General features: G+C 63.1%; 20 protein-coding genes and 1 tRNA gene. 7 read left to right on the top strand and 14 right to left on the bottom strand.

Annotated features, from left to right (window positions below; all coding sequences use genetic code 11):
• The first annotated feature begins 561 nt into the window (after window positions 1-561).
• On the top strand, window positions 562-1,971 hold the full coding sequence (locus JEQ47_RS07085; protein ID WP_236020664.1) for a DEAD/DEAH box helicase: 1,410 nt from the start codon (window positions 562-564) through the stop codon (window positions 1,969-1,971).
• Between the two features lie 143 nt (window positions 1,972-2,114).
• Complete coding sequence (locus JEQ47_RS21020; RefSeq protein ID WP_198875637.1) at window positions 2,115-3,182, top strand: GGDEF domain-containing protein; 1,068 nt, start codon at window positions 2,115-2,117, stop codon at window positions 3,180-3,182.
• Here JEQ47_RS21020 and aroA read toward each other — a convergent pair whose 3' ends face one another.
• From aroA to JEQ47_RS07135, 9 genes are all read right to left on the bottom strand, one after another.
• A complete protein-coding gene (gene aroA / locus JEQ47_RS07095) occupies window positions 3,183-4,451 on the bottom strand; it encodes a 3-phosphoshikimate 1-carboxyvinyltransferase (protein WP_198875638.1) in 1,269 nt (422 codons plus the stop codon).
• A 99-nt stretch (window positions 4,452-4,550) separates the two neighbouring features.
• Window positions 4,551-4,931 (bottom strand): HesB/IscA family protein, encoded by a 381-nt coding sequence (locus JEQ47_RS07100; protein WP_236020665.1) that lies wholly within the window; start codon window positions 4,929-4,931, stop codon window positions 4,551-4,553.
• A gap of 50 nt (window positions 4,932-4,981) precedes the next feature.
• The gene (locus tag JEQ47_RS07105) at window positions 4,982-5,353 is read right to left on the bottom strand and encodes an SUF system Fe-S cluster assembly protein (RefSeq protein ID WP_198875639.1); all 372 of its coding nucleotides are present in this window, start codon (window positions 5,351-5,353) and stop codon (window positions 4,982-4,984) included.
• 11 nt (window positions 5,354-5,364) lie between these two features.
• Window positions 5,365-6,585 carry a cysteine desulfurase gene (locus JEQ47_RS07110; protein ID WP_198875640.1) on the bottom strand — a complete coding sequence of 407 codons (1,221 nt, stop codon included), beginning with the start codon at window positions 6,583-6,585 and terminating at the stop codon, window positions 5,365-5,367.
• Window positions 6,586-6,742: 157 nt separating this feature from the next.
• Window positions 6,743-7,954 carry a Fe-S cluster assembly protein SufD gene (gene sufD / locus JEQ47_RS07115; RefSeq protein ID WP_198875641.1) on the bottom strand — a complete coding sequence of 404 codons (1,212 nt, stop codon included), beginning with the start codon at window positions 7,952-7,954 and terminating at the stop codon, window positions 6,743-6,745.
• A 2-nt stretch (window positions 7,955-7,956) separates the two neighbouring features.
• The gene (gene sufC / locus JEQ47_RS07120; RefSeq protein WP_198875642.1) at window positions 7,957-8,718 is read right to left on the bottom strand and encodes a Fe-S cluster assembly ATPase SufC; all 762 of its coding nucleotides are present in this window, start codon (window positions 8,716-8,718) and stop codon (window positions 7,957-7,959) included.
• Window positions 8,719-8,756: 38 nt separating this feature from the next.
• On the bottom strand, window positions 8,757-9,266 hold the full coding sequence (locus tag JEQ47_RS07125; protein WP_198875643.1) for a cupin domain-containing protein: 510 nt from the start codon (window positions 9,264-9,266) through the stop codon (window positions 8,757-8,759).
• On the bottom strand, window positions 9,263-10,789 hold the full coding sequence (gene sufB / locus JEQ47_RS07130; protein WP_198875644.1) for a Fe-S cluster assembly protein SufB: 1,527 nt from the start codon (window positions 10,787-10,789) through the stop codon (window positions 9,263-9,265). Before sufB ends, JEQ47_RS07125 begins: the two co-directional genes overlap by 4 nt.
• A gap of 71 nt (window positions 10,790-10,860) precedes the next feature.
• Window positions 10,861-12,006 (bottom strand): cysteine desulfurase family protein, encoded by a 1,146-nt coding sequence (locus JEQ47_RS07135; protein ID WP_198875645.1) that lies wholly within the window; start codon window positions 12,004-12,006, stop codon window positions 10,861-10,863.
• Between the two features lie 284 nt (window positions 12,007-12,290).
• Here JEQ47_RS07135 and JEQ47_RS07140 point away from each other — a divergent pair, with 284 nt between their 5' ends.
• The gene (locus JEQ47_RS07140; protein ID WP_198875646.1) at window positions 12,291-12,953 is read left to right on the top strand and encodes an alpha/beta hydrolase; all 663 of its coding nucleotides are present in this window, start codon (window positions 12,291-12,293) and stop codon (window positions 12,951-12,953) included.
• Between the two features lie 146 nt (window positions 12,954-13,099).
• Window positions 13,100-14,344 (top strand): tyrosine--tRNA ligase, encoded by a 1,245-nt coding sequence (gene tyrS / locus JEQ47_RS07145; protein WP_198875647.1) that lies wholly within the window; start codon window positions 13,100-13,102, stop codon window positions 14,342-14,344.
• Window positions 14,345-14,450: 106 nt separating this feature from the next.
• Here tyrS and JEQ47_RS07150 read toward each other — a convergent pair whose 3' ends face one another.
• The gene (locus JEQ47_RS07150) at window positions 14,451-17,897 is read right to left on the bottom strand and encodes an AsmA-like C-terminal domain-containing protein (RefSeq protein WP_198875648.1); all 3,447 of its coding nucleotides are present in this window, start codon (window positions 17,895-17,897) and stop codon (window positions 14,451-14,453) included.
• 271 nt (window positions 17,898-18,168) lie between these two features.
• Here JEQ47_RS07150 and JEQ47_RS07155 point away from each other — a divergent pair, with 271 nt between their 5' ends.
• Window positions 18,169-18,645: a peroxiredoxin gene (locus JEQ47_RS07155; RefSeq protein ID WP_198875649.1), complete on the top strand. Its 477-nt coding sequence runs from the start codon at window positions 18,169-18,171 to the stop codon at window positions 18,643-18,645.
• A gap of 76 nt (window positions 18,646-18,721) precedes the next feature.
• On the top strand, window positions 18,722-19,855 hold the full coding sequence (locus tag JEQ47_RS21025) for a M23 family metallopeptidase (RefSeq protein WP_198875650.1): 1,134 nt from the start codon (window positions 18,722-18,724) through the stop codon (window positions 19,853-19,855).
• 323 nt (window positions 19,856-20,178) lie between these two features.
• On the opposite strand, the gene prfB is transcribed toward JEQ47_RS21025, so the two are convergent.
• Window positions 20,179-21,301 (bottom strand): peptide chain release factor 2 gene (gene prfB, locus JEQ47_RS07165; protein WP_198875651.1). Its coding sequence is split into 2 segments (ribosomal slippage): window positions 20,179-21,231 and window positions 21,233-21,301, totalling 1,122 coding nucleotides; the frame shifts between segments, so codons are not numbered across the junction.
• A gap of 50 nt (window positions 21,302-21,351) precedes the next feature.
• Window positions 21,352-21,861, bottom strand: a complete 510-nt coding sequence (locus tag JEQ47_RS07170; protein WP_198875652.1) for a peptide deformylase — start codon at window positions 21,859-21,861, stop codon at window positions 21,352-21,354.
• 63 nt (window positions 21,862-21,924) lie between these two features.
• On the opposite strand from JEQ47_RS07170, the gene JEQ47_RS07175 reads away from it, so the two are divergent.
• A tRNA-Arg gene (locus tag JEQ47_RS07175) sits at window positions 21,925-22,001 on the top strand.
• A gap of 125 nt (window positions 22,002-22,126) precedes the next feature.
• Here the strand turns inward: JEQ47_RS07175 and JEQ47_RS07180 are convergent.
• The gene (locus tag JEQ47_RS07180) at window positions 22,127-22,588 is read right to left on the bottom strand and encodes a hypothetical protein (RefSeq protein WP_198875653.1); all 462 of its coding nucleotides are present in this window, start codon (window positions 22,586-22,588) and stop codon (window positions 22,127-22,129) included.
• Window positions 22,589-22,616: 28 nt separating this feature from the next.
• A complete protein-coding gene (locus JEQ47_RS07185) occupies window positions 22,617-22,910 on the bottom strand; it encodes a hypothetical protein (protein WP_236020666.1) in 294 nt (97 codons plus the stop codon).
• Window positions 22,911-23,225: the final 315 nt, after the last annotated feature.

The raw sequence follows: 23,225 nt of genomic DNA on the forward strand, positions 1-23,225 counted from the left end.
GCCCTAGTGAAACTCCCTGCCTGAAACCCCGTCGCTCTTTGATCCGTCCCGCAGGGCAAATCTTTCCAGTGGAGAGATTTGAGCTGAAAAGGCCATAAGCGCTGCGCGCGCATGGCCCATTGAACGTCTTGCGTCTCATGTTTTTTATACTCACGAGGCGAAAGCGGTCTCGGGGCTGCATCAATCCAATGCCGGAAGCCGCACGGCTGGCCGGATGCAAGTCATGACCGGGCCGGGGCTGGCGCGACCGCCACGGTAACCTAAAAGCGGGCAAAATCATTGACAGAGCGGGGCTTTGCGCTATGGTCCGCGCCGCCGGTAGAGTACCAAGGGCGCGCAGGCATCGTGTCGTCGCAGCGCCTGGGTAGCCGGCAGGGCCATGTGGCCGGTGTTCAAGACCGGCGCAGCCCGAGCCGAGGGTGCTGAGGAATACGTTGATTGGTTGGCACCCATGCAGGCACGGTCCCCGAGGATCGCGCCCGTTTGATGTCCAATGCCGGTCGCGCGACCCAGGGAATCCTGCCGCCGCATTACCGGCAGCACCCTAGTGGAACGACCGACTTGACCGATACCTTCTCCGGACTGGGCCTTTCAACCAAAGTCACCGACGCGGTGGCCGCAGCCGGCTACAGCAAGCCCACCGAAATCCAGGCCCAGGCCATCCCTCACCTTCTGGAAAAGAAGGACCTGATCGGCATTGCCCAGACCGGCACCGGCAAAACGGCCAGCTTCGTGCTGCCGATGCTGACGCTGCTGGAAAAAGGCCGTGCCCGGGCGCGCATGCCGCGCACGCTGATCCTCGAGCCGACGCGCGAACTGGCGGCGCAGGTTTCCGAAAACTTCGAGAAGTATGGCAAGAACCATCGCCTCTCGATGGCGCTGATCATCGGCGGAGTGAGCTTCGAGGACCAGAACAAGAAGCTCGACCGCGGCGTGGACGTCCTGATCGCCACGCCCGGACGCTTGCTGGACCAGTTCGACCGCGGCAAGATTCTGCTCACGGGCGTGGAAATCCTCGTGATCGACGAAGCCGACCGCATGCTCGACATGGGCTTTATCGACGATATCGAGAAGATCTGCTCGCGCCTGCCGCCGCGCCGCCAGACCATGCTGTTCTCGGCGACGATGGACCCGCAGATCGAGCGGCTGACCAAGAAGTTCCTCAAGGACCCGGTGCATGTGCAGGTGGCGCGCGCCGCCTCCACGGCCGACACCATCGACCAGAAGCTGGTCAAGGTTTCGTCCAAGCCCGACGAGAAGCGCGCAGCCCTGAGGGCCCGGATCGACGCATCGGAAGGCCTGACCAACGCCATCATCTTCTGCAATCGCAAGCGCGACGTGGCGACCTTGGCCAATTCGCTGAAGCGCCACGGCTATAGCGCCGGGGCCCTGCATGGCGACATGGACCAGAAGAGCCGCATGGAAACGCTGGATGCCTTTAAAGGCAACAAGCTGACCCTGTTGGTAGCCAGCGACGTGGCGGCACGCGGGCTCGATATTCCGGCAGTGAGCCATGTGTTCAACTTCGACGTGCCGGTGCATGCCGAAGACTATGTGCACCGCATCGGCCGCACCGGCCGCGCCGGCCGCTCTGGCGTTGCCTATACGCTTGTGGCCCCGGCCGACGGCAAGCATCTCGACGCCATTCTCAAGCTGATCCAGAAGCCGATCGACTGGCTGGACGACGGCAAACCGGTCAAGGCTTCCGCCAGCCAGGATGGTGAGGGCGAAGCGACCGAAGCCAGGCCGAGCCGCGGTCGTCGCGGACGCGCGGGCAAGCCCGAAGCCGAACCGAAGCGCGCCGCCCAGGCGCAGCCGGAAGTCGCCACTGAAGAGCCAGCCAAGCCGTCGCGCCGCCAGCGGCCGCCCCGAAAGGCGGAAGCGGAGGAGAGTGGCAGCTCGGATTCGCCCTTCGGCGATGCCGGTCCCATTCCGGCGTTTCTGTTGAGGCCGACGCGTTTAAGCCAGTAAAACGTCAGCAATATTGGCCCAAAGCGGACGGAATCTTGTGAAGTCGCGGTTGTGTTGGGCTGGTGCGTGCCTGTAAATTTGTGGCAACGACTCGTTTAAGGTAAGTCGATCCGGTCAAGGCGCAACGGGGCGCGGGGTGGGCAGTGTCGGACCAAGAATTCACGCGTACTCTGGGATACGCCAACGCTGCGTTCGACCTGCTCAAGCGTAGTGGGATCCCGCCCTATCCGCAGTTTTATGAGCTCCTCTACACCTATGCGACGGGCGTCAATCCGTCGCTGAACAACCGCATCAACGCGATCTTCCGCAGCGGTACCGTTCCCACGGCCAACCTCGCTGAAGCGCTCTACAACGAATTCCTGAAATCCGACGCGAACGACCGCATGTCGGCGGTGTCGGAGCGCATGCATGCCCGTATCGAGGCGGTGCACGAAGCGATCGACAGCGCCATGACCACGGCCAACGCCTATTCGGGCTCGCTGCAATCGGCCAGCGGAGATCTCGAACGCGACCTCACCGGCGAAGACATGAAGTTGCTGGCGACGCGTCTGCTCGCCGAAACAAGGCGGATGCAAGACACCAACCGGCAACTCGAATCCAAGCTCGAGGCTTCGCGCGAGGACATTGCGGCGCTGCAGCGGGACCTGGACGACGTGCGGCGCGAGTCCATGCTCGATCCGCTGACCAAGATCGCCAACCGCAAGAGCTTCGACGAGGGGCTCGAAGATGGCCTGCGCGAGGCCAGCAAGGCTGGGCACCCGCTGTGCCTTCTGCTGCTCGACATCGACCATTTCAAGAATTTCAACGACACCTATGGCCACCAGACGGGTGACCAGGTGCTGCGCCTCGTGGCCATGACGCTGAAATCCAACATCAAGGGCAAGGACCTGGCAGCACGCTATGGCGGCGAGGAATTCGTCGCCATCCTGCCCTGGACCGACCTCAAGGGCGGGCTGATCGTCGCCGAGAATATCCGCAAGGCCGTCCAGGCCAAGGAATTGCTCAAGCGCTCGACCAACGAAAAGCTCGGCCGCATCACCGCGTCTTTCGGCGTTGCCGCGTTCCGCCCCACCGACAATGCGATGTCGCTGATCGAGCGGGCCGACCGCTGCCTTTATGCGGCCAAGCGGGCCGGGCGCAATCGCGTGGTCAGCGAGGATGAATTGGTCGAAATCGACGAGGCGCCCGCCAAGGACGTCTCGGCGGCCTGATCACGTCGCCGGGGTGAGTTCGACCCCGAGCGCTTTCAACATGTCCCAGTAATCCGGATAGGTCTTGCCGGTGCAGGCCGGATCGAGAATGGTCACGCCGCCCACGCGCAGGCCGGCCAGGGCGAAGCTCATGGCGATGCGGTGATCGTGGTAGGTTTCGATACGGGCAGGCAGCACCTGCCCCGAAAGCGCCGGATCGGAGTGGACGATGAGATCATCCCCCTCTTCCACGGCAAGGCCGGGCCGGATGCGGTTGAGCTCATTGGCTACGGCGCGAATGCGATCGGTTTCCTTGACGCGCAAATTGGTAATGCCCACGAAACGCACGGGACGGTTGTTGAAGGCGGCGACGACGGCGATGGTCGGCACCGCATCCTGCATCTGCGAGCCGTCGATGACGGCGGGCATGTCGGGAAACTGCGCGATGACGGCTTGGGCCGCGGCGTCGGGCTGGGTAAAGGCGTCGGTCGGTACGCCGAGATCGATCGTGCCGCCGGTCAGCGCTTCGATGCCCCAGAGATAGGTTGCGGCTGAGGCATCGGGTTCGATGTGAAAATCGGTAGCCTTGTAGCCGGTGGGCTGCACCAACCAGGAGCCATCGTCGCGGCTCTCGATTTGGGCACCGAAGGCGCGCATGGCTGCAAGCGTGAGATCGACATAGCCGCGCGCACCGATATCCTTGCCCTTGAGGGCGACTTCGATCGGGCCGTCGCCGAAGGGCGCAGCCATCAGCAAGGCCGAGACGTATTGGCTCGACAGCGAAGCGTCGATCTCCACCCTGCCCGATCCGAAGCGGCCGGTGCCGACTATTGTGACGGGTGGGCAGCCGGTGGGGGATTGCGCGTCGATGCCCAAGGCATTGAGCGCGTCGACCAGCGGCCTGATGGGTCGCAGCCGCATGTCCTCGTCGCCATCGACGATCACCGTGCCATCGATGGTGGCCACCGCCGCAGTCAGGAAGCGGGTGGCTGTGCCGGCGTTACCGAGAAAGAGCGGCGCGCTCGGCGCAGCGAGGCGGCCAGTGCTGGTAACGAGAAAGCTGGTCGCGTCGGGTTCTTCCACCGTGACACCCATGTTGCGCAGGGCGCGCGCCATCAACACGGTATCCTTGCTCTTGAGCGCGCCGGTGAGGCGGCTGGTGCCCTCAGCCAGGGCAGCCAGGAGCAGAGCCCGATTGGTGATCGACTTGCTGCCGGGCGGCGACACGCGCCCTGAGAGCGGACGATTGGGCGGGGTGATGGTGTAGGCAGGCGGGAGAGCGTTCGGCATGATGCGGGATCAATGCACTAGCGGACTTGTTTCCGCAACGGGAAGATACCCCTCATCCGCCCTTCGGGCACCTTCTCCCTCAAGGGGAGAAGGGAAGACTCAAGCGGTGGCCCGTGCCTCGGCGATGGCCTTGAGGTCGGCGGGGGCGAGCGTGACGCTTTCGCCGCAGCCGCAGGCGCCGGTCTGGTTGGGGTTCTTGAAGGTGAAGCTCGAGCCCATCTTGCCGGCTTCGAAATCCATCACCGTGCCGAGCAGATACATGGTGGCCTTGGGGTCGACCCAGACATCGACGCCCTTGTCGTTGACGTGATCGTCGCCGGCGACCGGCGTTTCGACATAGTCCATGGTGTAGGACACGCCGGCGCAACCGGCATTCTTGATACCGACGCGCAGACCAACGACCGGCTTGTCGCTGTCTTCGATGATCTCGGTGATGCGCTCGGCGGCGGCATCGGTGAGAGACATAATCTTGAACGGCATCGAGCGACCTTTATCGGCGTTTCACGACATATAGGCGTAAACGCGCCGGATTACCACCAGTTCAACGCGACTTGCGCTTCCTCGCTCATGCGCGACGCATCCCAAGGCGGATCAAAGACCATGTTGACCGTAACGTCCTGGATGCCTTCGACGCCGCGCGCAGCATTCTCCACCCATCCGGGCATCTCGCCGGCGACCGGGCAACCGGGAGCGGTCAGCGTCATGTCAATGGTCAGGTTGCGGTTGTCGTCGAGGTCGACCTTATAGATGAGGCCCAGCTCGTAGATATCGACCGGGATTTCCGGATCGTAGACGGTCTTGAGCGCGCCGATCAGATCGGTGGTGATGCGCTCCACCTCGGCCTCGGGCAGGGTTTCGGGCATCGTGGGCTGAATGCGGGTATCGATTACTTCGTCGGTCATGTCAGCCTTCCTCAGGCAAAGAATTTCTGGGCGCGCTCGATGCCGTCCACCAGGGCATCCACATCGTCCTTGCCGTTATATAGGGCGAAGGACGCGCGACATGTAGAGGTGACGCCGAGGCGTTTGAGCAGCGGCTGGGCGCAATGGGTGCCGGCGCGAACGGCAATGCCGTAGCGATCGAGGATGGTCGCGACGTCATGGGCATGGGCGCCGGCAATCTCGAAGGCGAAAATGCCGCCCTTGCCGGGCGCCGTGCCGATCAGGCGCAGGGAATTGATGCGGCTGAGTCTTTCATGGGCGTAGGCGGCGACGTCGTGCTCATGGGCGGCGATGGCGTCGCGGCCGATGGCCTCGATGTACTCCAGGGCCGCGCCGAGGCCCATGGCCTGGACGATGGGCGGCGTGCCGGCCTCGAAACGATGCGGCGGTTCGTTATAGGTGACGCCTTCGAGCGTCACTGTCTCGATCATCTCGCCGCCACCCTGATAGGGCTGCATTTCGGCGAGGAGATCGTATTTGCCATAGAGCACGCCGATGCCGGTGGGGCCATACAGCTTGTGGCCGGTCATGATGTAGAAATCGGCGTCAAGGTCCTGCACGTCCACCTTGGTATGGACGGCGCCTTGGGAACCGTCGACGAGGACCGGAATACCCTTTGCATGAGCAATGGCGATCATGTCCTTGATTGGATTGATGGTTCCGAGGACGTTGGACATATGCGTAACGGCAACGATACGGGTCTTGTCCGTGAGGGCCGCTTCGAATGCATCGAGATCGAGGCTGCCGTCGTCGCGGACAGCGACAAACTTCAGGATGGCGCCCCGGCGCTCGCGATGGAAATGCCATGGCACGATATTGGAGTGGTGCTCCATGATCGTGGTGACGATCTCGTCCCCTGCCCCAATGCGCGGCCCGGCGAAGGAAGACGCCACCAGATTGATGGCCTCGGTCGCCGACTTGGTGAAGATGATTTCTTCGATGCGGCCGGCATTGAGGAAGCGGCGGACGCTTTCGCGACCAGCCTCGTAGCCTTCGGTGGCGCGGTTGGCGAGCGTGTGCAGGCCGCGATGGACATTGGCATATTCATGCCGGAAGGCATGGTCCATGCGGTCGAGGACCTGCACCGGCTTCTGCGCCGAGGCGCCCGAGTCGAGATAGACCAGGCGGTGGCCGTGGATCTGCTCGGAGAGGATCGGGAAGTCAGCGCGGATTTTTTCGAGATCGAAGGTCATGAAGGGTTGCCTCTGCTTCACCTCTCCCCTGGGGGAGAGGTCGACCGTCTTCGGTCGGGTGAGGGGGCCTTCCTCCGCACCGTGACTCTTGTAAGGCCCCCTCACCCGGCGCTGCGCGCCGACCTCTCCCCCTAGGGAGAGGTGAAGGGGCAGGAGCTTACTTGCCGCCCAGCAGCCAGCCGTCGACGATGCCCTGCAGGGCTTCGTTGAGCTCGGAATCTTCAACCGGATCAAGCAGTTCGGCGATGAAGCCGCGGACCAGCATGGTCTCTGCCTCGGCCTTGGGTATGCCGCGGCTCAAAAGGTAGAAGAGGCTGTCTTCGTCGAGCTTGCCGCAGGTCGAACCGTGGCCGCAGACGACGTCGTCGGCATAGATTTCGAGTTCCGGCTTCGACAGAATCTCAGCTTCGTCCGACAGCATCAGACCCTGATGCATGAACTTGGCATCGGTCTTCTGGGCGTCACGGGCGACGACGAGCTTGCCCTGCACGATGGCCTTGGAGCGGCCGCGGCTGATGGACTTGAACAGCGGCTGCGACGAGGTGTGCGGCACCGCGTGATGTGTTTCCATCGTGATATCGGCGTGCTGGCCGTCGGAGACGAGGTTGAGGCCGGTGATATCCGCGTGGGCATCAGCGCCGCCCATGGTGGGGAACACATTGGTACGCGAGAGGCCGGCGCCGAGGTGGATAACCAGGGTGCGCAGCTTGGCACCATCGGCGAGATGATACTCGTTGGTGGCAAAATGCGTTGCGGCACGCGCACTCAGGTCGACAGTGATGTGGGTGACCACGGCATTCTTGCCCAGCGCCAGATAGGTGGCGTGGTTGCCGACATGGGCCGCATCGGAGCCCGAGAAGGTCTCGATGATGGTCGTGGTAGCGTTGTCGGCGACGAAAATCTTCAGCGCATCGGCCACATGGGCGGCCTCGCCTTCGACGCGGCGCTCGACCTGGATGACCGGGTCGACGGTGTTTTCGAGGGTGAGGGTCAGAGCCGAATTTGCTAGCGCATTGTTGACGTGAACCATCACGTCGTCACGGGTCGTGAGGACGCCGCCATCGGCCTTGCCGACGATGACGCCGGCGGGCGCCGTCGAGGCGTTCTGGATGACGCCATTGGCGATCATCAGGGTATAGGCGCCGGGAATGCGCAGCGCCGGCGCGCTGGCTTCGTTGGCAGCCGTCGCCAGGGGCGGGATGGAACGCAGCAGGGTCTTCAAGTCGGTATAGTGATAGCTCTCGACGCGACGGGTCGGCAGGCCGGCCACGGTGATGCGCTCGGCGGCCTGGGTGGCACCGGCAGCCTTGAGCTGGGCGATCAGCGATTCCTCGGCGGGGCCGAGGCGTACGGGAAAATTGGCGCGCATGGTCAGGCCGCCTGACCGTCGAAGTCGGCATAGCCCTTGGCTTCGAGCTGGAGCGCCAGATCCTTGTCGCCGCTCTCGACGATACGGCCATCGGAGAACACATGCACCACGTCGGGCACGATGTGGTTCAGCAGGCGCTGGTAGTGGGTGATGACGAGCATGGAGCGCTGGCCGTCGCGCAGGGCGTTGACGCCCTTGGAGACGACCTGCAGAGCGTCGATGTCGAGACCGGAATCGGTTTCGTCGAGCACGGCCAGCGAGGGCTTGAGCAGCGCCATCTGCATGATCTCGGCGCGCTTCTTTTCGCCACCGGAGAAGCCGACATTGAGCGGGCGCTTCAGCATTTCGCTATCGACGTTGAGCTGGGCACCGGCTTCCTTGACCATGCGCATGAAGTCCGGGGTCTTGAGCTCGTCTTCGCCACGGGCCTTGCGCTGGGCATTGATGGCGGCCTTGAGGAAGGTCATGGTCGCAACGCCCGGAATTTCGATCGGGTACTGGAAGGCCAGGAAGAGGCCAGCGGCGGCGCGCTCATCGGGTTCCATCTCGAGGATGTTCTCGCCGTTGAGCAGGATCTCGCCCTCGGTGACCTCATAGTCTTCCTTGCCGGCAAGCACATAGCTCAGCGTCGACTTGCCCGAGCCGTTGCGGCCCATGATGGCGTGGACCTGGCCGGGCGGGATGATGAGGTTCACACCCTTGAGGATTTCGCGTTCCTCGATACGGGCATGCAGGTTGCGGATTTCAAGAACGGGCGTGGTCATGTTGTCGTCTCCAGTGAGAAGGGAATGGAAGCCGCGCCTCAGGCGCCGGGCTCGCCTTCCCAGTAATCTTCGATATGTCGGTCAGGGTGGCGGCTGATGTGGCGCAGCTTGGCGCCATTGCCGCCGGCCTTGCTCGAAACCAGGAACTTGCCGGAATCGGGGTATTCGCAAACTTCGATGGGCGACTGGTTGGAGATCGCCACCATCTTGAGCGGAACGCTGCCGGTATTGATGATCTGGTGCGCCGTTTCCTGCCCGCCCGCTGGGGCGACGAGCACATCGCCGGCCTTGAAAGCATAGCGCTCGGGGCCGAAGCGATAGGTCCCCTCGCCTTCCATGACCACGAACATCTCGTCTTCGACGTGATGGTTATGGAATGGAGCGCCGCTGCGGCCCGGCTCCACCACGGTATAGGTGAAGCCGATGGCTTTGAGCCCGGCGGCCGTGCCCAGGCGGTGGGCGTCGGCAGACCCGAACATGGTGCCGCGCTCGCTGCTTTCCAGCAGCGCATCGGACAACCGCACCACGGGAGTGACGGACGTGCTCATCCGACGCTGCCTTCGAGGCTGATCGAGATCAGCTTCTGGGTTTCGACCATGAATTCCATCGGCAGGTGCTGAAGCACGTCGCGTACGAAGCCGTTGACGATCAGCGCCACGGCTTCTTCTTCCGAGAGGCCGCGCTGCATGCAGTAGAACATCTGGTCGTCGGAAATTTTCGACGTGGTGGCTTCGTGCTCGAAGACGGCAGTACCGTTGCGGCTCTCGATATAGGGAACCGTGTGGGCGCCGCACTTGTCACCGATCAGCAGCGAGTCGCACTGGGTGAAGTTGCGGGCGTTCTTGGCCTTGGCGTGGGCCGAGACCTGGCCACGATAGGTGTTGTCCGAGAAGCCGGCAGCAATGCCCTTGGAGATGATGCGGCTGGACGTGTTCTTGCCCAGATGCAGCATCTTGGTGCCGCTATCGACCTGCTGATAGCCATTGGAAATGGCGATCGAGTAGAACTCGCCGCGCGAACCGTCGCCGCGCAGGATGCAGCTCGGATACTTCCAGGTAATGGCCGAGCCGGTTTCGACCTGGGTCCAGGAGATATGCGAATTGACGCCACGGCAATCGCCACGCTTGGTGACGAAGTTGTAGATGCCGCCCTTGCCGTTCTTGTCGCCCGGATACCAGTTCTGGACGGTGGAGTACTTGATTTCGGCATTGTCGAGGGCGACCAGCTCGACCACTGCGGCGTGGAGCTGGTGCTCGTCGCGCATCGGGGCGGTGCAGCCTTCGAGGTAGGAGACATAGCTGTCATCGTCGGCGATGATCAGCGTGCGCTCGAACTGGCCGGTCTTCTTCTCGTTGATGCGGAAATAGGTCGACAGTTCCATCGGGCAGCGGACGCCCTTGGGAATGTAGACAAAGGACCCATCGGTGAAGACGGCGCAGTTGAGAGTGGCGTAGTAGTTGTCGGAGACCGGGACCACCGAGCCCAGATACTGCTGCACCAGCTCGGGATGCTCGCGGATGGCGTCGGAAATCGAGCAGAAGATGATGCCCTGCTTGGCCAGTTCCTCGCGGAAAGTCGTCACGACAGAGACGCTGTCGAAGACGGCGTCAACGGCGACGTTGCCCGAAAAGGGCGTGCCCTGCGGCTCGTCCGACTGGACGCCGGCAAGGATGGCCTGTTCCTTGAGCGGAATGCCCAGCTTCTCATAAGTCCTGAGCAGTTCGGGATCGACTTCGTCGAGGCTCTTGGGGCCCTTGAACGACTTGGGCGCCGCATAATAGCTGATCGCCTGGAAGTCGATCTTGGGATAGTGGACCTTGGCCCAGTTGGGCTCTTCCATGGTCTGCCAACGGCGGAAAGCCTCGAGGCGCCAGTCCAGCATCCACTGGGGCTCATCCTTCTTGGCGGAAATGAAGCGGATCGTGTCCTCGGTCAGCCCGGGCGGGATGACATCGGATTCGATCTCGGTCTCGAAGCCGTACTTGTATTTGTCCACATCAAGGGCCAGCACCTGTTCGACGGTTTCCCGGTCGATCTCTTCCTTGAGGGTCGGAATATCGTAGTCCGCCATACGGCTTCTCCTTTATGTCCCTCGGCGGTTCAAGGCCGCCGCGAACGCAGTCTCTTGTTGGCGGCCGCCGGTCAGGCGGCCTTGCCGTCGCGCTTCCGACGCGACAGCAGTGTTTCAAACCCGGCCAGGAACGCATCGGCGTCGGCCAGCGTGGAATTCCAGCCGAAGCTGACGCGCAAGGCGCAGTTGGCGAGGTCCTTCGGCACGCCCATGGCGGCGAGGACGTGGCTGGCGCCAACCTTGCCCGACGAACAGGCCGAGCCCGACGAGACCGACAGGCCCATCAGGTCCAGCCCCATCATGGCGGTCGCGTTGCCAAGGCCCGGAACGGCAAAATCGGTGACATTGCCGATACGGGTCGCGCCCTGGCCGAAGATGACCACGTCGGGTGCAAGAGCCGCGAGCCCCCGCTCCAGATGCACGCTCAGCGCCGACATGGCCTCACTATCATAATCGGCGGCTGCCGCGGCAGCGCCAAAGGCGGCAATGAGGGCTGCCGATTCCGTACCCCCGCGCCGGCCCTGTTCCTGACCGCCGCCGGGAATGAGGCGAACCGTGTCGGCATGGGCCTTGACCAGGAGAGCACCGATACCGGCGGGTGCGCCGATCTTGTGACCGCTCACCGCCAACATGTCGGGTGCGGAGGCGGCAAAATCCAGATCCAGCTTGCCCAGAGCCTGGACGGCATCGACGAACAGCGTGTGACGCGTCGGGCCGACCAGGGCGTTGATCCGGCTCATGGGCTGGACGACGCCGGTTTCGTTGTTGACCCAGTGCAGAGCGACAAGCAGCGTGACGCCTTCGGCATCGGCGCGGGCCAGGACGGCGACCAATTGATCGAGATCAATGCGGCCAACGGCGTCGAGGCCGATGGTCCAGACCGGCAGGCCCGTCGCCTCCGCGGCCTTGGCCACGGCGGCGTGCTCCCCCGCGCTGACCGCGATGGCGCCTGCCGAAAAGGCCTTGGTGCCGCCGACGATCGCCTGGGTGACGGCTTCGGTGGCCGAACCGGTGAAGACGACCTGCTTGGCTTCGGCACCGGCGAGACGCGCCACCTGGCGGCGGCCTGTGTCGATCAGGTTGCGCAGGGCGCGGCCATGGGCATGGACCGAAGACGGATTGCCCACCAGATCGAGCGCAGCAACAAGCGCTGCCCGCGCTTCGGGACGAAGCGGGGACGCTGCATTGTGATCGAGATAGATCGTCTCTTTCGCCATTGCGCCTTCCGGACGCATGTGCGCCCGACATTGCTGCCATGCCCCTTGCCGGACGCTCCCGCGCCCCGGCAAGCAAACACTTCTTGAATTTCCTCGCCCAACTTCATTACAAGGGGCGCTCAACAAGGCCGCAGCGCGGCCAGACACCGAATTTCGAATAATTCTAAACTGGTGTTTCGGACCCATGTTTTAGGGAGAGGCCCGCGCTTAGTCAAGCGCCGAGCACCCTTCCGCCGGGCCCGAAAGCGCCAAACGGACAGAGCCAGAAAAGGCCGGAACAACCCATGCCAGAAGTGATCTTCAACGGACCCGAAGGGCGTCTCGAAGGCCGGTACCAGCCGGGCAAGGAGCCCAACGCTCCCATCGCCATCGTGCTGCACCCGCACCCCCAGTTCGGCGGGACGATGAACAACCAGATCGTCTACAATCTCTTCTACATGTTCGCCGAACGCGGCTTTTCGGTGCTGCGATTCAACTCGCGCGGCGTCGGCCGCTCGCAGGGCGTGTTCGACCACGGCATCGGCGAGCTCTCGGACGCCGCAGCGGCGCTGGACTGGCTGCAGATCATCAACCGCGAGTCGCGCGGCTGCTGGATCGCCGGCTTCTCCTTCGGCGCCTGGATCGGCATGCAACTGCTGATGCGCCGTCCGGAAGTGGAAGGCTTCATCTCGGTGTCGCCGCCGGAAAATCTTTACGACTTTTCGTTCCTGGCGCCCTGCCCGTCCTCGGGCCTGATCATCCATGGCGACAAGGACCGCGTGGCTCCGCCCACCTCGGTGCAGAAGCTGGTGGACAAGCTCAAGACGCAGAAGGGCATCACCATCGAGCAGCAGATCGTGGAAGGGGCCAACCACTTCTACGAAGGCAAGATCGACGAACTAACGACGCGGTGTGCCGAGTATCTCGACCGTCGCCGTCAGGAGATCGCGGACGGCGGCGGGCGCTAGTTCAGGGCGCATTTATTGCGATAGAAACCACCACGGCGTGATGCCCGCCCATGCGAGCCCGCCGTTTCGCTACCGCCTCTCCCAAACACGGATTCCCGCTTTTGCGGGAATGACCCTGCGGGTGAGCTGGCAATCGGAATCGCAAAATGACCAAGTTCGACTACAAATCCGAATTCATGCGCACCCTTTCGGAGCGCGGCTTCATCCATCAAACCTCCGACGATGCGGGGCTGGACCAGCTCTTCGCCACCGAGACCGTGACGGCCTATATTGGCTTTGACCCCACGGCCTCGTCACTGCATGTGGGCAGCCTCATCCAAATCATGATGCTGCACTGGCTGGAAAAAACCGGCCACCGCGCCGTGGCCCTGATGGGCGGCGGCACCGGCATGGTGGGCGACCCGTCCTTCAAGGACGAGGCGCGCAAGCTGATGACGCCCGAGACCATTCAGGGCAATATCGACGGCATCAAGCAGGTGTTTTCAAACTACCTGAGCTTTGACGACGGCAAGTCGCTGATGGTCAATAATGCCGAATGGCTGTTGCCGCTCAACTACCTCGAATTCCTGCGCGACGTGGGCCAGCATTTCTCGGTCAACCGGATGCTGAGCTTCGACTCGGTCAAGCAGCGGCTCGACCGCGAGCAATCGCTCTCGTTCCTCGAATTCAACTACATGATCCTGCAGGCCTACGACTTCGTGGAGCTCAACCAGCGCTACGGCGTGCGCCTGCAGATGGGCGGGTCGGACCAGTGGGGCAATATCGTCAACGGCATCGACCTCGGGCATCGCCTGGGGACGCCGCAGCTCTATGCGCTGACCTCGCCGCTGCTGACCACATCGTCGGGCCAGAAGATGGGCAAGTCGCTCAATGGCGCGATCTGGCTCAATGCAGACCTGCTCTCGGCCTATGACTTCTGGCAGTACTGGCGCAATACCGAGGACGCGGACGTCGAGCGGTTCCTGAAGCTTTACACCACGCTGCCGCTCGACGAGATCGCCCGCATCGTGGCCGGCGATATCAACGAGGCCAAGAAGCGCCTCGCCACCGAAGTCACCGCCATGATCCGCGGCAGGCAGGCGGCGGAGGAAGCGGCGGAAACGGCACGGGCGACGTTCGAGACCGGCAAGCTCGACCTGTCGCTGCCGACGGCCGAGGTGACCCATGCGGAGCTTGCAACCGGGATCGGCGTGCTCAATGCGTTGGTCAAGGCCGGGCTTGCGGCCTCCAATGGCGAAGCGCGGCGGCATGTGAGCTCCGGCGCGGTGCGGGTCAATGACGCCGTGATCGAGGACGAGAAGCTGATGCTGGGCGACAATGCCCTGCTCGAAGAGGGCGTCATCAAGCTGTCCGTCGGCAAGAAGCGGCATGCGCTGATCAAGCCGGTGTAACGAGGGCCCCTCACCCGGCCCTTCGGGCCGACCCTCGGGTCGAGCCCGAGGGCAGGCTCTCTCCCCCAGAGGGAGAGGTGAAAAAGGCGCGCTGCGGAGCGCCTTTTTATTGCGCGGGTGCCGGCGGGAGTTCGCGGGCGCGGAATTCGAAGAGTTCGCGCAGGAAGCCGGGTGCTAGGATGGAGAGCGGGTTGACCAGGAATTGCGGCTGGTCGAGCGGGCCGCGTACGGCGAAGGTGACGCCGACGAGACCCTCGCCCTCGCGGCCGCCGAGCAGCGGACCGAAGAGCGGGATCTGCTGGAAGATATTGTTGAGGCCGAACAGCGGCACATAGGTGCCGGTCAGGTCGTAGCGGCGCTGATCGGTATAGATGAAGCCGCGGGCGCTGCCACCGACGGTGTCGCCGGCGAGGACGGCATCGACCACTTCGACGCGATCGCTGGTGCGGATGAACTCCACCTGGGCGGCACGGAAATCGAGGCGGTTGCGCGCGGCAATGGCGGCGCGAGAATCGGTGTGGTTGCCGAGCACCTGGATGACATTGGCCTCGTCGACGATGGCAAAGTTGCGCAGCACCAGTTGACCGGCCTCGGCATTGAGGTTGCGGTCGGTGGTCATGACGAGGCTCCCCGACCCGCCGGCGAGCTGTGAATAGACGCCGAGCATGCGCAGCACGGTGCCGGCATCGTTGAAGGCCACGGTGAGCGTGCGGCCGTTGGGCGCCGGATTGGTGGTGATCGAGATGGCATTGCCCTCGTCGAACTGAGCCGTCATCGCCACGCGGCTCAAGTTCATGCCGCGCAGGGCCAGGTCGAGATCGAGGTTGAAGGCAGTGGTGGCGTAATAGCCGATGGCGCGGGCGAGCTCGACATCGAGCGACAGCGACTGATCGAACTGGGTCGACTGCACGCCGCCACTGCCCTGCTCGAGGCTGAAGAAGCGGCTGAGCACGGGCTTCAAATCGAGCTGCTCGCCGCGGATGCGCACCGCAAAGCCACCATCGGTGGGGGTCAGGTCGACGGACGCGCTGTCACCGGCGCTGAGGGCAAACGTGCTGAAATTGGCGGCAATGAGCCCGTTCTCGGCATGGAAATCGAGCTTGCCGGCCAGACGCACATCGCCGAACGAGAGCGAAATGTCCTCGAGATGGGTGACGTCGCCATCGGGGCGGACGGTGGCAGTCAACTGGCCGGGGGTGCCGCGGGCCTTGGTGATGCCGAGGTCGCGGACATTGAGCGCGGCGCCCTCGAGATCGACGGTCATGTGGAGGGCGCCTTCGGCCAGCGGCTGGGCGACGAACTTGACCTCGCCGTCGAGAAATTCAGAGGCATCAAAGCCCATGTCCGCCAGATCGGCGACAGCAACGGTGGATTGCAGGCGGAAGACCGGGTCAGCGCCCATGGCGCCCTGTACCGAAATCTCGGCCTCCATGTCGTCGATGGTGGCGGTGCCGCCGAGCTGGTAGCCATCCTGCGAGGCGGAGAAATGCAATTGCCCGCCGCCTATGGAACGTCCCTGGATCGGCTCGGCGCTGGCGAAATCGGCTACGCTGCCATTGATGACATAGTCCACGTCCATTTCGCGGCCGGCTTCCTCGTCGCCCAGGGCGATGGTGGCGACCAGCCCGAGATCGACCGTGCCGGTGATGCTGTCGAGATCGATCGGCAGTTCGGCGCCGGCAAGGGCGTCGGGCTGCTGCTGCTCGACCAGGGCAAGGAGCGCGGGGATGGGGGCGTTGAGATCGCCCGAAATCTCGACAATGGCTTCGCCCGGAACGGAATTGTCCATGACAAGGGCCGGACTGGTGACGCTGATCGTGCCGCTCTCGGTCTCAAGCGTGCCGCCGCCACCTGCGATCGAGACGTTCTCGTCGTCGACGCGGAGGCGCGTATCGCCCGATATGACTATGGGCGACATTTCCGGGGTCGGCTTGATCGCGACGCCCTCGCCCACGATCTCGATGAGCATGCTGTCGGGCGGGATCGGCTTGTCCTCGTTGCCGACGCCAAAGCTGCCGACCGGGAAGTTGAAGCGCATATGGGCGTTCTTGACCGTGCCGTCGGTCACATTAGCAACGAACCAGTCACGGTTGGTGCCGCCCATGATGTAGGGCCAGAGCCGCTTGAAATCGTCGGCGGTGACGCCCTGACCGGCAATGGTCATGTCGAGGCCGATGCCGGACTGCAGCAGGTTCATGCGTCCGGCAGTCTCGACCACGGCATCGCCACGCCGAGCGATCAGGCGATCAATGCCCATGGCGCCGTAAAGGGGAGTGGACCAGCCGGAAAACTCGACCGTGTCGAACGGCGCTTCTGGCGCCTCCATGTCATTGGGATGGATCGCGACATCGCGAGCGGAAATCGACATGCCGATGGTCGGGCCGTAGGTGGTGTCGAGGCCGAGAACGAAGGTCCCGGACACGAGGGCGCTGCTCTGACCGATCCGGAGGGCGCCCTCCTTCATGCTGAACTGGCCGAGCGAAGGGTCCCACGTGACTTCGAGAATGGAACTGGCGACGGGAAAATAATCGTCGTCGAGCCGCAAATCGAGGCCGGTCAGGTCGATCTTGAAATCGCCACCGATCAGCTTGCCCTCGGGCGTGAAGGTGACGTCAATGGATAGATTGCCCGCGCCGGGCATGGCGGCCATGCTGGTTGCATCGTCGACGAAGGGCACAAAGGCCGAAAAGTCGAGATTGGTCACGTCGGCCTGAAGACGGCGGGTGCCGTCATCATCCAGCGAGCGTTCGATGGTGCCATAAACGGTCCGCGAGCCGATGCGGGCGCTGAATTCGCCGGTGACGCGTTCGTCGCCAGGCAGGGTCTCGATCTCAAGGGACAGGTCCTTGAACTGACGGAACAGGCCATAGAGCGGATCGGCCATATCGACATGACCATCCCGCACGACCAGCCGCGAGAACCGACCCTGGGCGGCCTGCTCGATCAGGTCGGCAATGGCGACCTCGCTGGCTTCGAGATTGTAGATCAGCCAGTCATTGTCCGAGCGCATGGGCGGGACGATCGCATCGTCGAATGAAATGCCTTGCTCCGAAATCTCGACCGCCGGAAAGGCGTCGTCGCCCTCCATGACACGCACCGTGGCGGGCCCGCCGGCGGGATCGTCGACCACCTCGAGCGTGCCAGGGCGAGGCCCGTAAAGATCCTGGATGATCTGCACATGGGGGCCGACAATGGTGACCGTGGTCCCCGGCTGACCGAAGAGGGCACGGGCCGGCGAGAAGCCGACTTCCAGCGCTTCCATGGCGATGCGAGCGCCGGTCTTGCTATCGGTGAACAGGACTGGCTCGAAGCGGATGACCGGCCAGATGCCGCCTTCGACGGCGAGGGCCATGTCGCCCATCTGCAGGTCTGATGTCTCGGGAACGAAATTCTGCACGAAGGTGCGGATGGCCTGGCCGGTAAAGGGAATGCGGACAGGGGTGAACAGCATCACCGCATAGAGGATGAGCAGTACGGCGCAGGGGAGGCCAAGCAGCCAGGTCAGAACACGACCGATGCGGCGCATCCGGGAGCGGCGCGGGGGCGGCGGCATGGTCTGAGGGGGAGATTCTGGTACTGTCGCTTCGTTCACTGCCGCCACGCCGATGACTGGCAGGAAACTGCGTCCTGCACCAATCAGAATCATCCGCCATTGGCGGTGCAATGCATGATGATACCGGCTGGAATGTGACGCTGACACCCACAATTCGCGGCGTGTACAATCCGCCTCGGCAAGAGAGACGTTGAAGCCTATGCCGGAGCTTGTTCTGGTGCCTTTCGGGGCGCAGAACGATTCCCGGTCGCGACCGATCCAAGGAGCAGCCATGACCCATCTCAAGCCAGGTGATCCCGCTCCGGATTTCGTTTTGCGACGCGACGATGGCAGCACGATCAGCAAGGCCGATCTGCTCGGCAAGCCGGTGGTGCTGTTCTTTTATCCCGAAGACGATTCCGGCGGATGCGTGGACGAAAACCAGGAGTTTTCCGAGCTATCTTCGGAATATGCGGCGCGCGGCGCCGTGCTCGTCGGCATCTCGCCCGATACGGCCGATAGCCACCAGAAATTCCGCGCCAAGTATGGTTTGAAAGTGCCGCTGGCTTTCGATCCCGAGCGGCAGGTGATCGAGGCCTTCGGCCTGTGGCAGATGAAAAAGCTCTATGGGCGCGAGTTCATGGGACTGATCCGCACCAGCTTCATCCTCGATGCCGAAGGGTGCATCGCGCGGATCATCAGGGCCACTCGGATCAAGGGTCATGCGGCCAAGGTGCTGGAGTCGCTCGACGAGGTATTGGCTCAGTAGTTCTCCGAAGTTTTCGGCTTCTTAACCAAGCCCGTGCACACTCCACTAACCATGTTGCGTGTTCGGGGGTCATGGCGTGCGTCAGTCAGCCAAGTCGAAGACCGAGGGGCAGAAGCCCCGGGGCCGCGGAATCCACCCTGCCCTGTTCTACTCCATGTTTGCGGTGCTGCTGGGCGGCAACGCGCTCTTGGGCACGGCGCTCCTGATGGCGCCCGACATTTCCCGACTGCTCGGGGGCCAGAACGACATGGTGCTGTCGGCCTATGAGGACCGCCTGGCACAGATGCGGGTCGAAATCGACCGCCTGCATTCGCGCAACTATGCGCAAGCCGGCGACATGAACCTGCAATTGCAGGAGCTTTCGGCGCAGCAGGAAGTGTTGCTGGAGCAGCATCAATTGGTCCGCGCGCTCGTGACCAAGGCTGACCAGCTTGGCCTCGCCGCTGTGGCGGCTCCAGAGGCATCCGACATGGACCTCTCCATGGTGACGACGCTGGACGGCAATCCGGATGTGGAAGCGACGGCCGCCACTGTGACGCAGATGATGGACGAGACGCAGCAGGCCATGACCGGCATTGCCCTGGCCGCCACGGAGCGCACCGAAAACATCGTCACGGAACTGGGCAAGCTCGGCATAGAGCTCGACCTGCCGGACGCGCAGTTCGCAGGCATGGGCGGGCCGCTGCTGGCGGCCAATGACGCTGCAGCCACTTCACCGATGATCGAAGACGCCAATGCGGTGATGGACGCGCTCCTGATCTACAAGGCGGCGCGCGACAGCCTCAGCTTCGCGCCGGTGCACATGCCGATCACCGGCAATTTTCGCCAGAGCTCGGGCTATGGCAACCGCAAGGACCCCTTCACCGGCAATCGCGCCTTCCACTCGGGCCTCGATTTCGCTGCCCCGACCGGCACGTCGGTGCTGAGCGCCGCCGATGGCGTGGTGAGTTTCGTCGGCGAGAAATCGGGCTATGGCAAAGTGGTCGAAGTGACCCATGGCAATGGGCTTTTCACCCGCTATGCGCACTTGAGCGCCTATATCGCCAAGGAGGGCCAGCAGGTGCATACGGGCACGCCCATAGCCAAGGTGGGCTCAACTGGCCGCTCGACCGGACCGCACCTGCATTTCGAAGTGCATCGGGGCGAGAACAGCATCGACCCCAAGCCGTTCCTCGACACCGGGAAGCGGATTCTGGCAATGCTGGGGTGAGTGGACCTATACGTTCACGAACACAGGGCCGCCCTCGGACTTGATCCGAGGACCAATCGCCGCGTCAACGCTGGTTGAGAGTGGCCCTCGGGTCACGCCCGAGGGCGGAGCGGTGGATTGGTTGGGCTTTGGAAACAGGGAGCCCGCCGGCGAGGGAATAACCTGGTTCCCGACCGACACCCCCTCCTCAGCTTCGCTAAGGCTTGCAGCCTAGCTGCGCTACCCTCCCCTCAAGGGGGAGGGTGGGCAGAACCCCGATATCACGCCTAAAAGAAAAGCCCCGGCTTGTGGCCGGGGTTTTTCAGTTCGACAGACAACTGAGATCACTCAGAGACGACGTCCGTGGCGACGCCGACGCGCTGGGCGAGAGCGGCTTCCATGAATTCGTCGAGGTCGCCATCGAGGACCACGGATGGCTGGCCGCTTTCGACGCCGGTGCGCAGATCCTTGACCATCTGGTAGGGCTGCAGGACGTAGGAGCGGATCTGGTGGCCCCAGCCAATATCGGTCTTGTTGGCCGCCTGGGCGTTGGCCGCCTCTTCGCGCTTCTGCAATTCCATCTCGTAGAGACGGGATTTCAGCATGGCCATGGCCGTCGCACGGTTCTTGTGCTGCGAGCGTTCCTGCTGGCAAGCCACGATGATGCCCGAGGGCACGTGGGTGATGCGGATGGCTGAGTCGGTGGTGTTGACGTGCTGGCCGCCAGCACCCGAGGCGCGATAGGTATCGACTTTGAGATCGGCTTCGCGGATCTCGATCTCAATCGAATCGTCGATGACCGGATAGACCCAGCAGCTCGAAAAGCTGGTGTGGCGGCGGGCGGCCGAGTCGTATGGGCTGATGCGCACGAGGCGGTGAACGCCACTCTCGGTCTTGAGCCAGCCATAGGCATTGTGGCCCTTGATCTGGATGGTGGCCGACTTGATGCCGGCTTCTTCGCCGTCATGCATTTCGAGCACTTCCACCTTCATCTTCCGGCGTTCGGCCCAGCGGGTATACATGCGCAGCAGCATGTTGGCCCAGTCCTGGCTCTCGGTGCCGCCGGCGCCCGAGTGGATTTCCACGTAGCAGTCATTGGCGTCGACTTCACCCGAGAGCAGCGTTTCGATCTGGGTTCGGCGGGCGGTGGACTTGAGGTCGATGAGGGCTTGCTCGGCATCCTTGACGATCTCGGCATCGCCCTCGGCTTCGCCCAGTTCGATCAGCTCGACATTGTCCGAGATGCCAGCTTCGAGTTCGCGCACGGTTTTTACCGCCACGTCGAGCTCGTCGCGCTCGCGCATGGTGACGCGGGCCTTTTCCGGATCATTCCAGAAGTCGGGGGATTCAGTCTGCGCGTTCAGCGCGTCGAGGCGGAGTTGTGCTGTATCCCAGTCAAAGATGCCTCCTCAGCAGGGTCAGAACCTGCTCGATTTCGGCGACGGTCTTCTCTATTTCCGTACGCATTTTTGTTCCTTCGTGTGTTGCGCCCCCTTTAGCGGACCCGGTCCACGGGATCAACCTTTGCGGGCCAGTTTGCCGAAGCGCTTGATGGCGGTGTCGCGCTTGAGACGGGAAACGCGCGACAGGAACAAGACGCCATTGACCTGATCGATCTCGTGCTGGGCGACACGGGCGGCAAAACCGGTGAGCTCGAGTTCGTGCGGATTGCCGGCCTCGTCGTCAAATCCGATGCGGGCGTTTTCCGGGCGGACGACGTCTACCTCGATGCCCGGCATGGAGACCGAGCCTTCCTTGCCCGAAACCTCGGAGCCTGAGGTCAATAGAATGCGGGGATTGTAGAGCAGGCGGTAGTCGCGGGTGGAAGGATCGGCGAGGCTGACCACGGCCACCGGCGCGACCTGGCCGATATGGGCGGCGGCCAGGCCATAGGCCTGAGCATCCCGGGCGGCCTGCAGGAGGGCCGCGCCGATGCTCCGCAGCTCGTCGTCGACCGGCTGCGAGATGGCCACCCGCGTGAGGCGCGGGTCAGGGAAAAGGATGAAGGAGATCGTTTCATCGGCCATTGCAGGCATTCCTTTCGCCCATCTTGCAAGTCCAGCCCTCGGCTGGTACGTCGATCACCGGCTGGTCCCGTAGCTCAGCAGGATAGAGCGCAGGATTCCTAATCCTGAGGCCACTGGTTCGAATCCAGTCGGGATCACCACCTAAACCCTTGAAATTGCTAGCGCCAACTTCTGCCCCACTGGGGCGACTTTTCGACTGGGGCGACATTGGGGCGACTGTCGCAGAATCAATGCTCGACTCCAAGATGTCCTTGTGGACAACCGATCAGCGATTCAGCGGTTCCAATCCAGTGGGTACGCGGCCCGGATCGGTCTCCCCGAAGCGCATCCCGGCCTGCTGATAGAACTGAATCGCCAGCGATGTGGCCTCGGGGGATGCCTTAGCGAGGTGTCCCCAAATCTCACGTCCGTAGATCCGCAACTCGGGATACATGAGTGCCCGTGCCGAGTGCAGCCAGACATGCAGGCCGACGCCGCTCGCCGACCGGTCGCGTTGCAGGACTTTGATGGAGCGGCCAAGCTCCACAGGGAACATCAAGCGCTGCGGCAACCACGATTCCATTTCGTAGAGATCGATGCCGGTCTCAGAGTACTTCTGCGCCCAGAACCAAGCCAGAGCGGCGATGCTATCCAGACCATCCTGGTCTATGCCTCGCAGGCTGTCGATGAAGCGCACTGCCTCCTCGCGCTGCGTGTTCTCAGCCTTCTTCGCAAACCATCCGAACATTGGTGCCCCCACTTCTGCCGGCTGCAGTCTATTCCATTTCAGGGACGTCACCAGCCTGGAACAGAACTTCGCTGTCGCCGAATTCGCCTTCATCCGGCCGTGCTGGCCGCTTCCAGGCGATCACGCCAGCGTAGCCCCGAGACATCAGCTTCGCACGCTGAATAGCGGCATGCTCGCTCGGCATCTGCTGCGCTTCGAATGCGGGGCGTAATTCGCCGTCCTCGCCTCTCTCGAAGGCGAGGACGACAATGAGCGTTGTCGGTTTCTGGACCGGAGGCTGGCCGCTCGACTGTTGCTGCAGGCGCATCGTGATCGTCTCCATTCTTGCCATGCTCACGCGTTTGAAATTAGAACATAACAGGAACAAGTGGCAATCTGGATTCGATGACTAACAGCCCGCCCAGCTCCATGTTCTACCGCCCTCGCCTCGGCCAAGCCGCCGACAAAGGATTGCTGCTCGTCGCGAAATGCAACATGTGCCGCCGCAGCCGGGCATTCCTAGCGACCGACCTGCTGCAGATCTATCACCGGGATACATACCTCGATGACCTCTTCGATGGCTGCTGCCCGCGATGCGGTCGATCCGATTTCTGGCGTGTGCGGCAGCGGTATCCTTCGAACAACGATGTCGGCATGC

The sequence above is a fragment of the Devosia sediminis genome (assembly GCF_016411825.1).
GTDB lineage: Bacteria > Pseudomonadota > Alphaproteobacteria > Rhizobiales > Devosiaceae > Devosia > Devosia sediminis.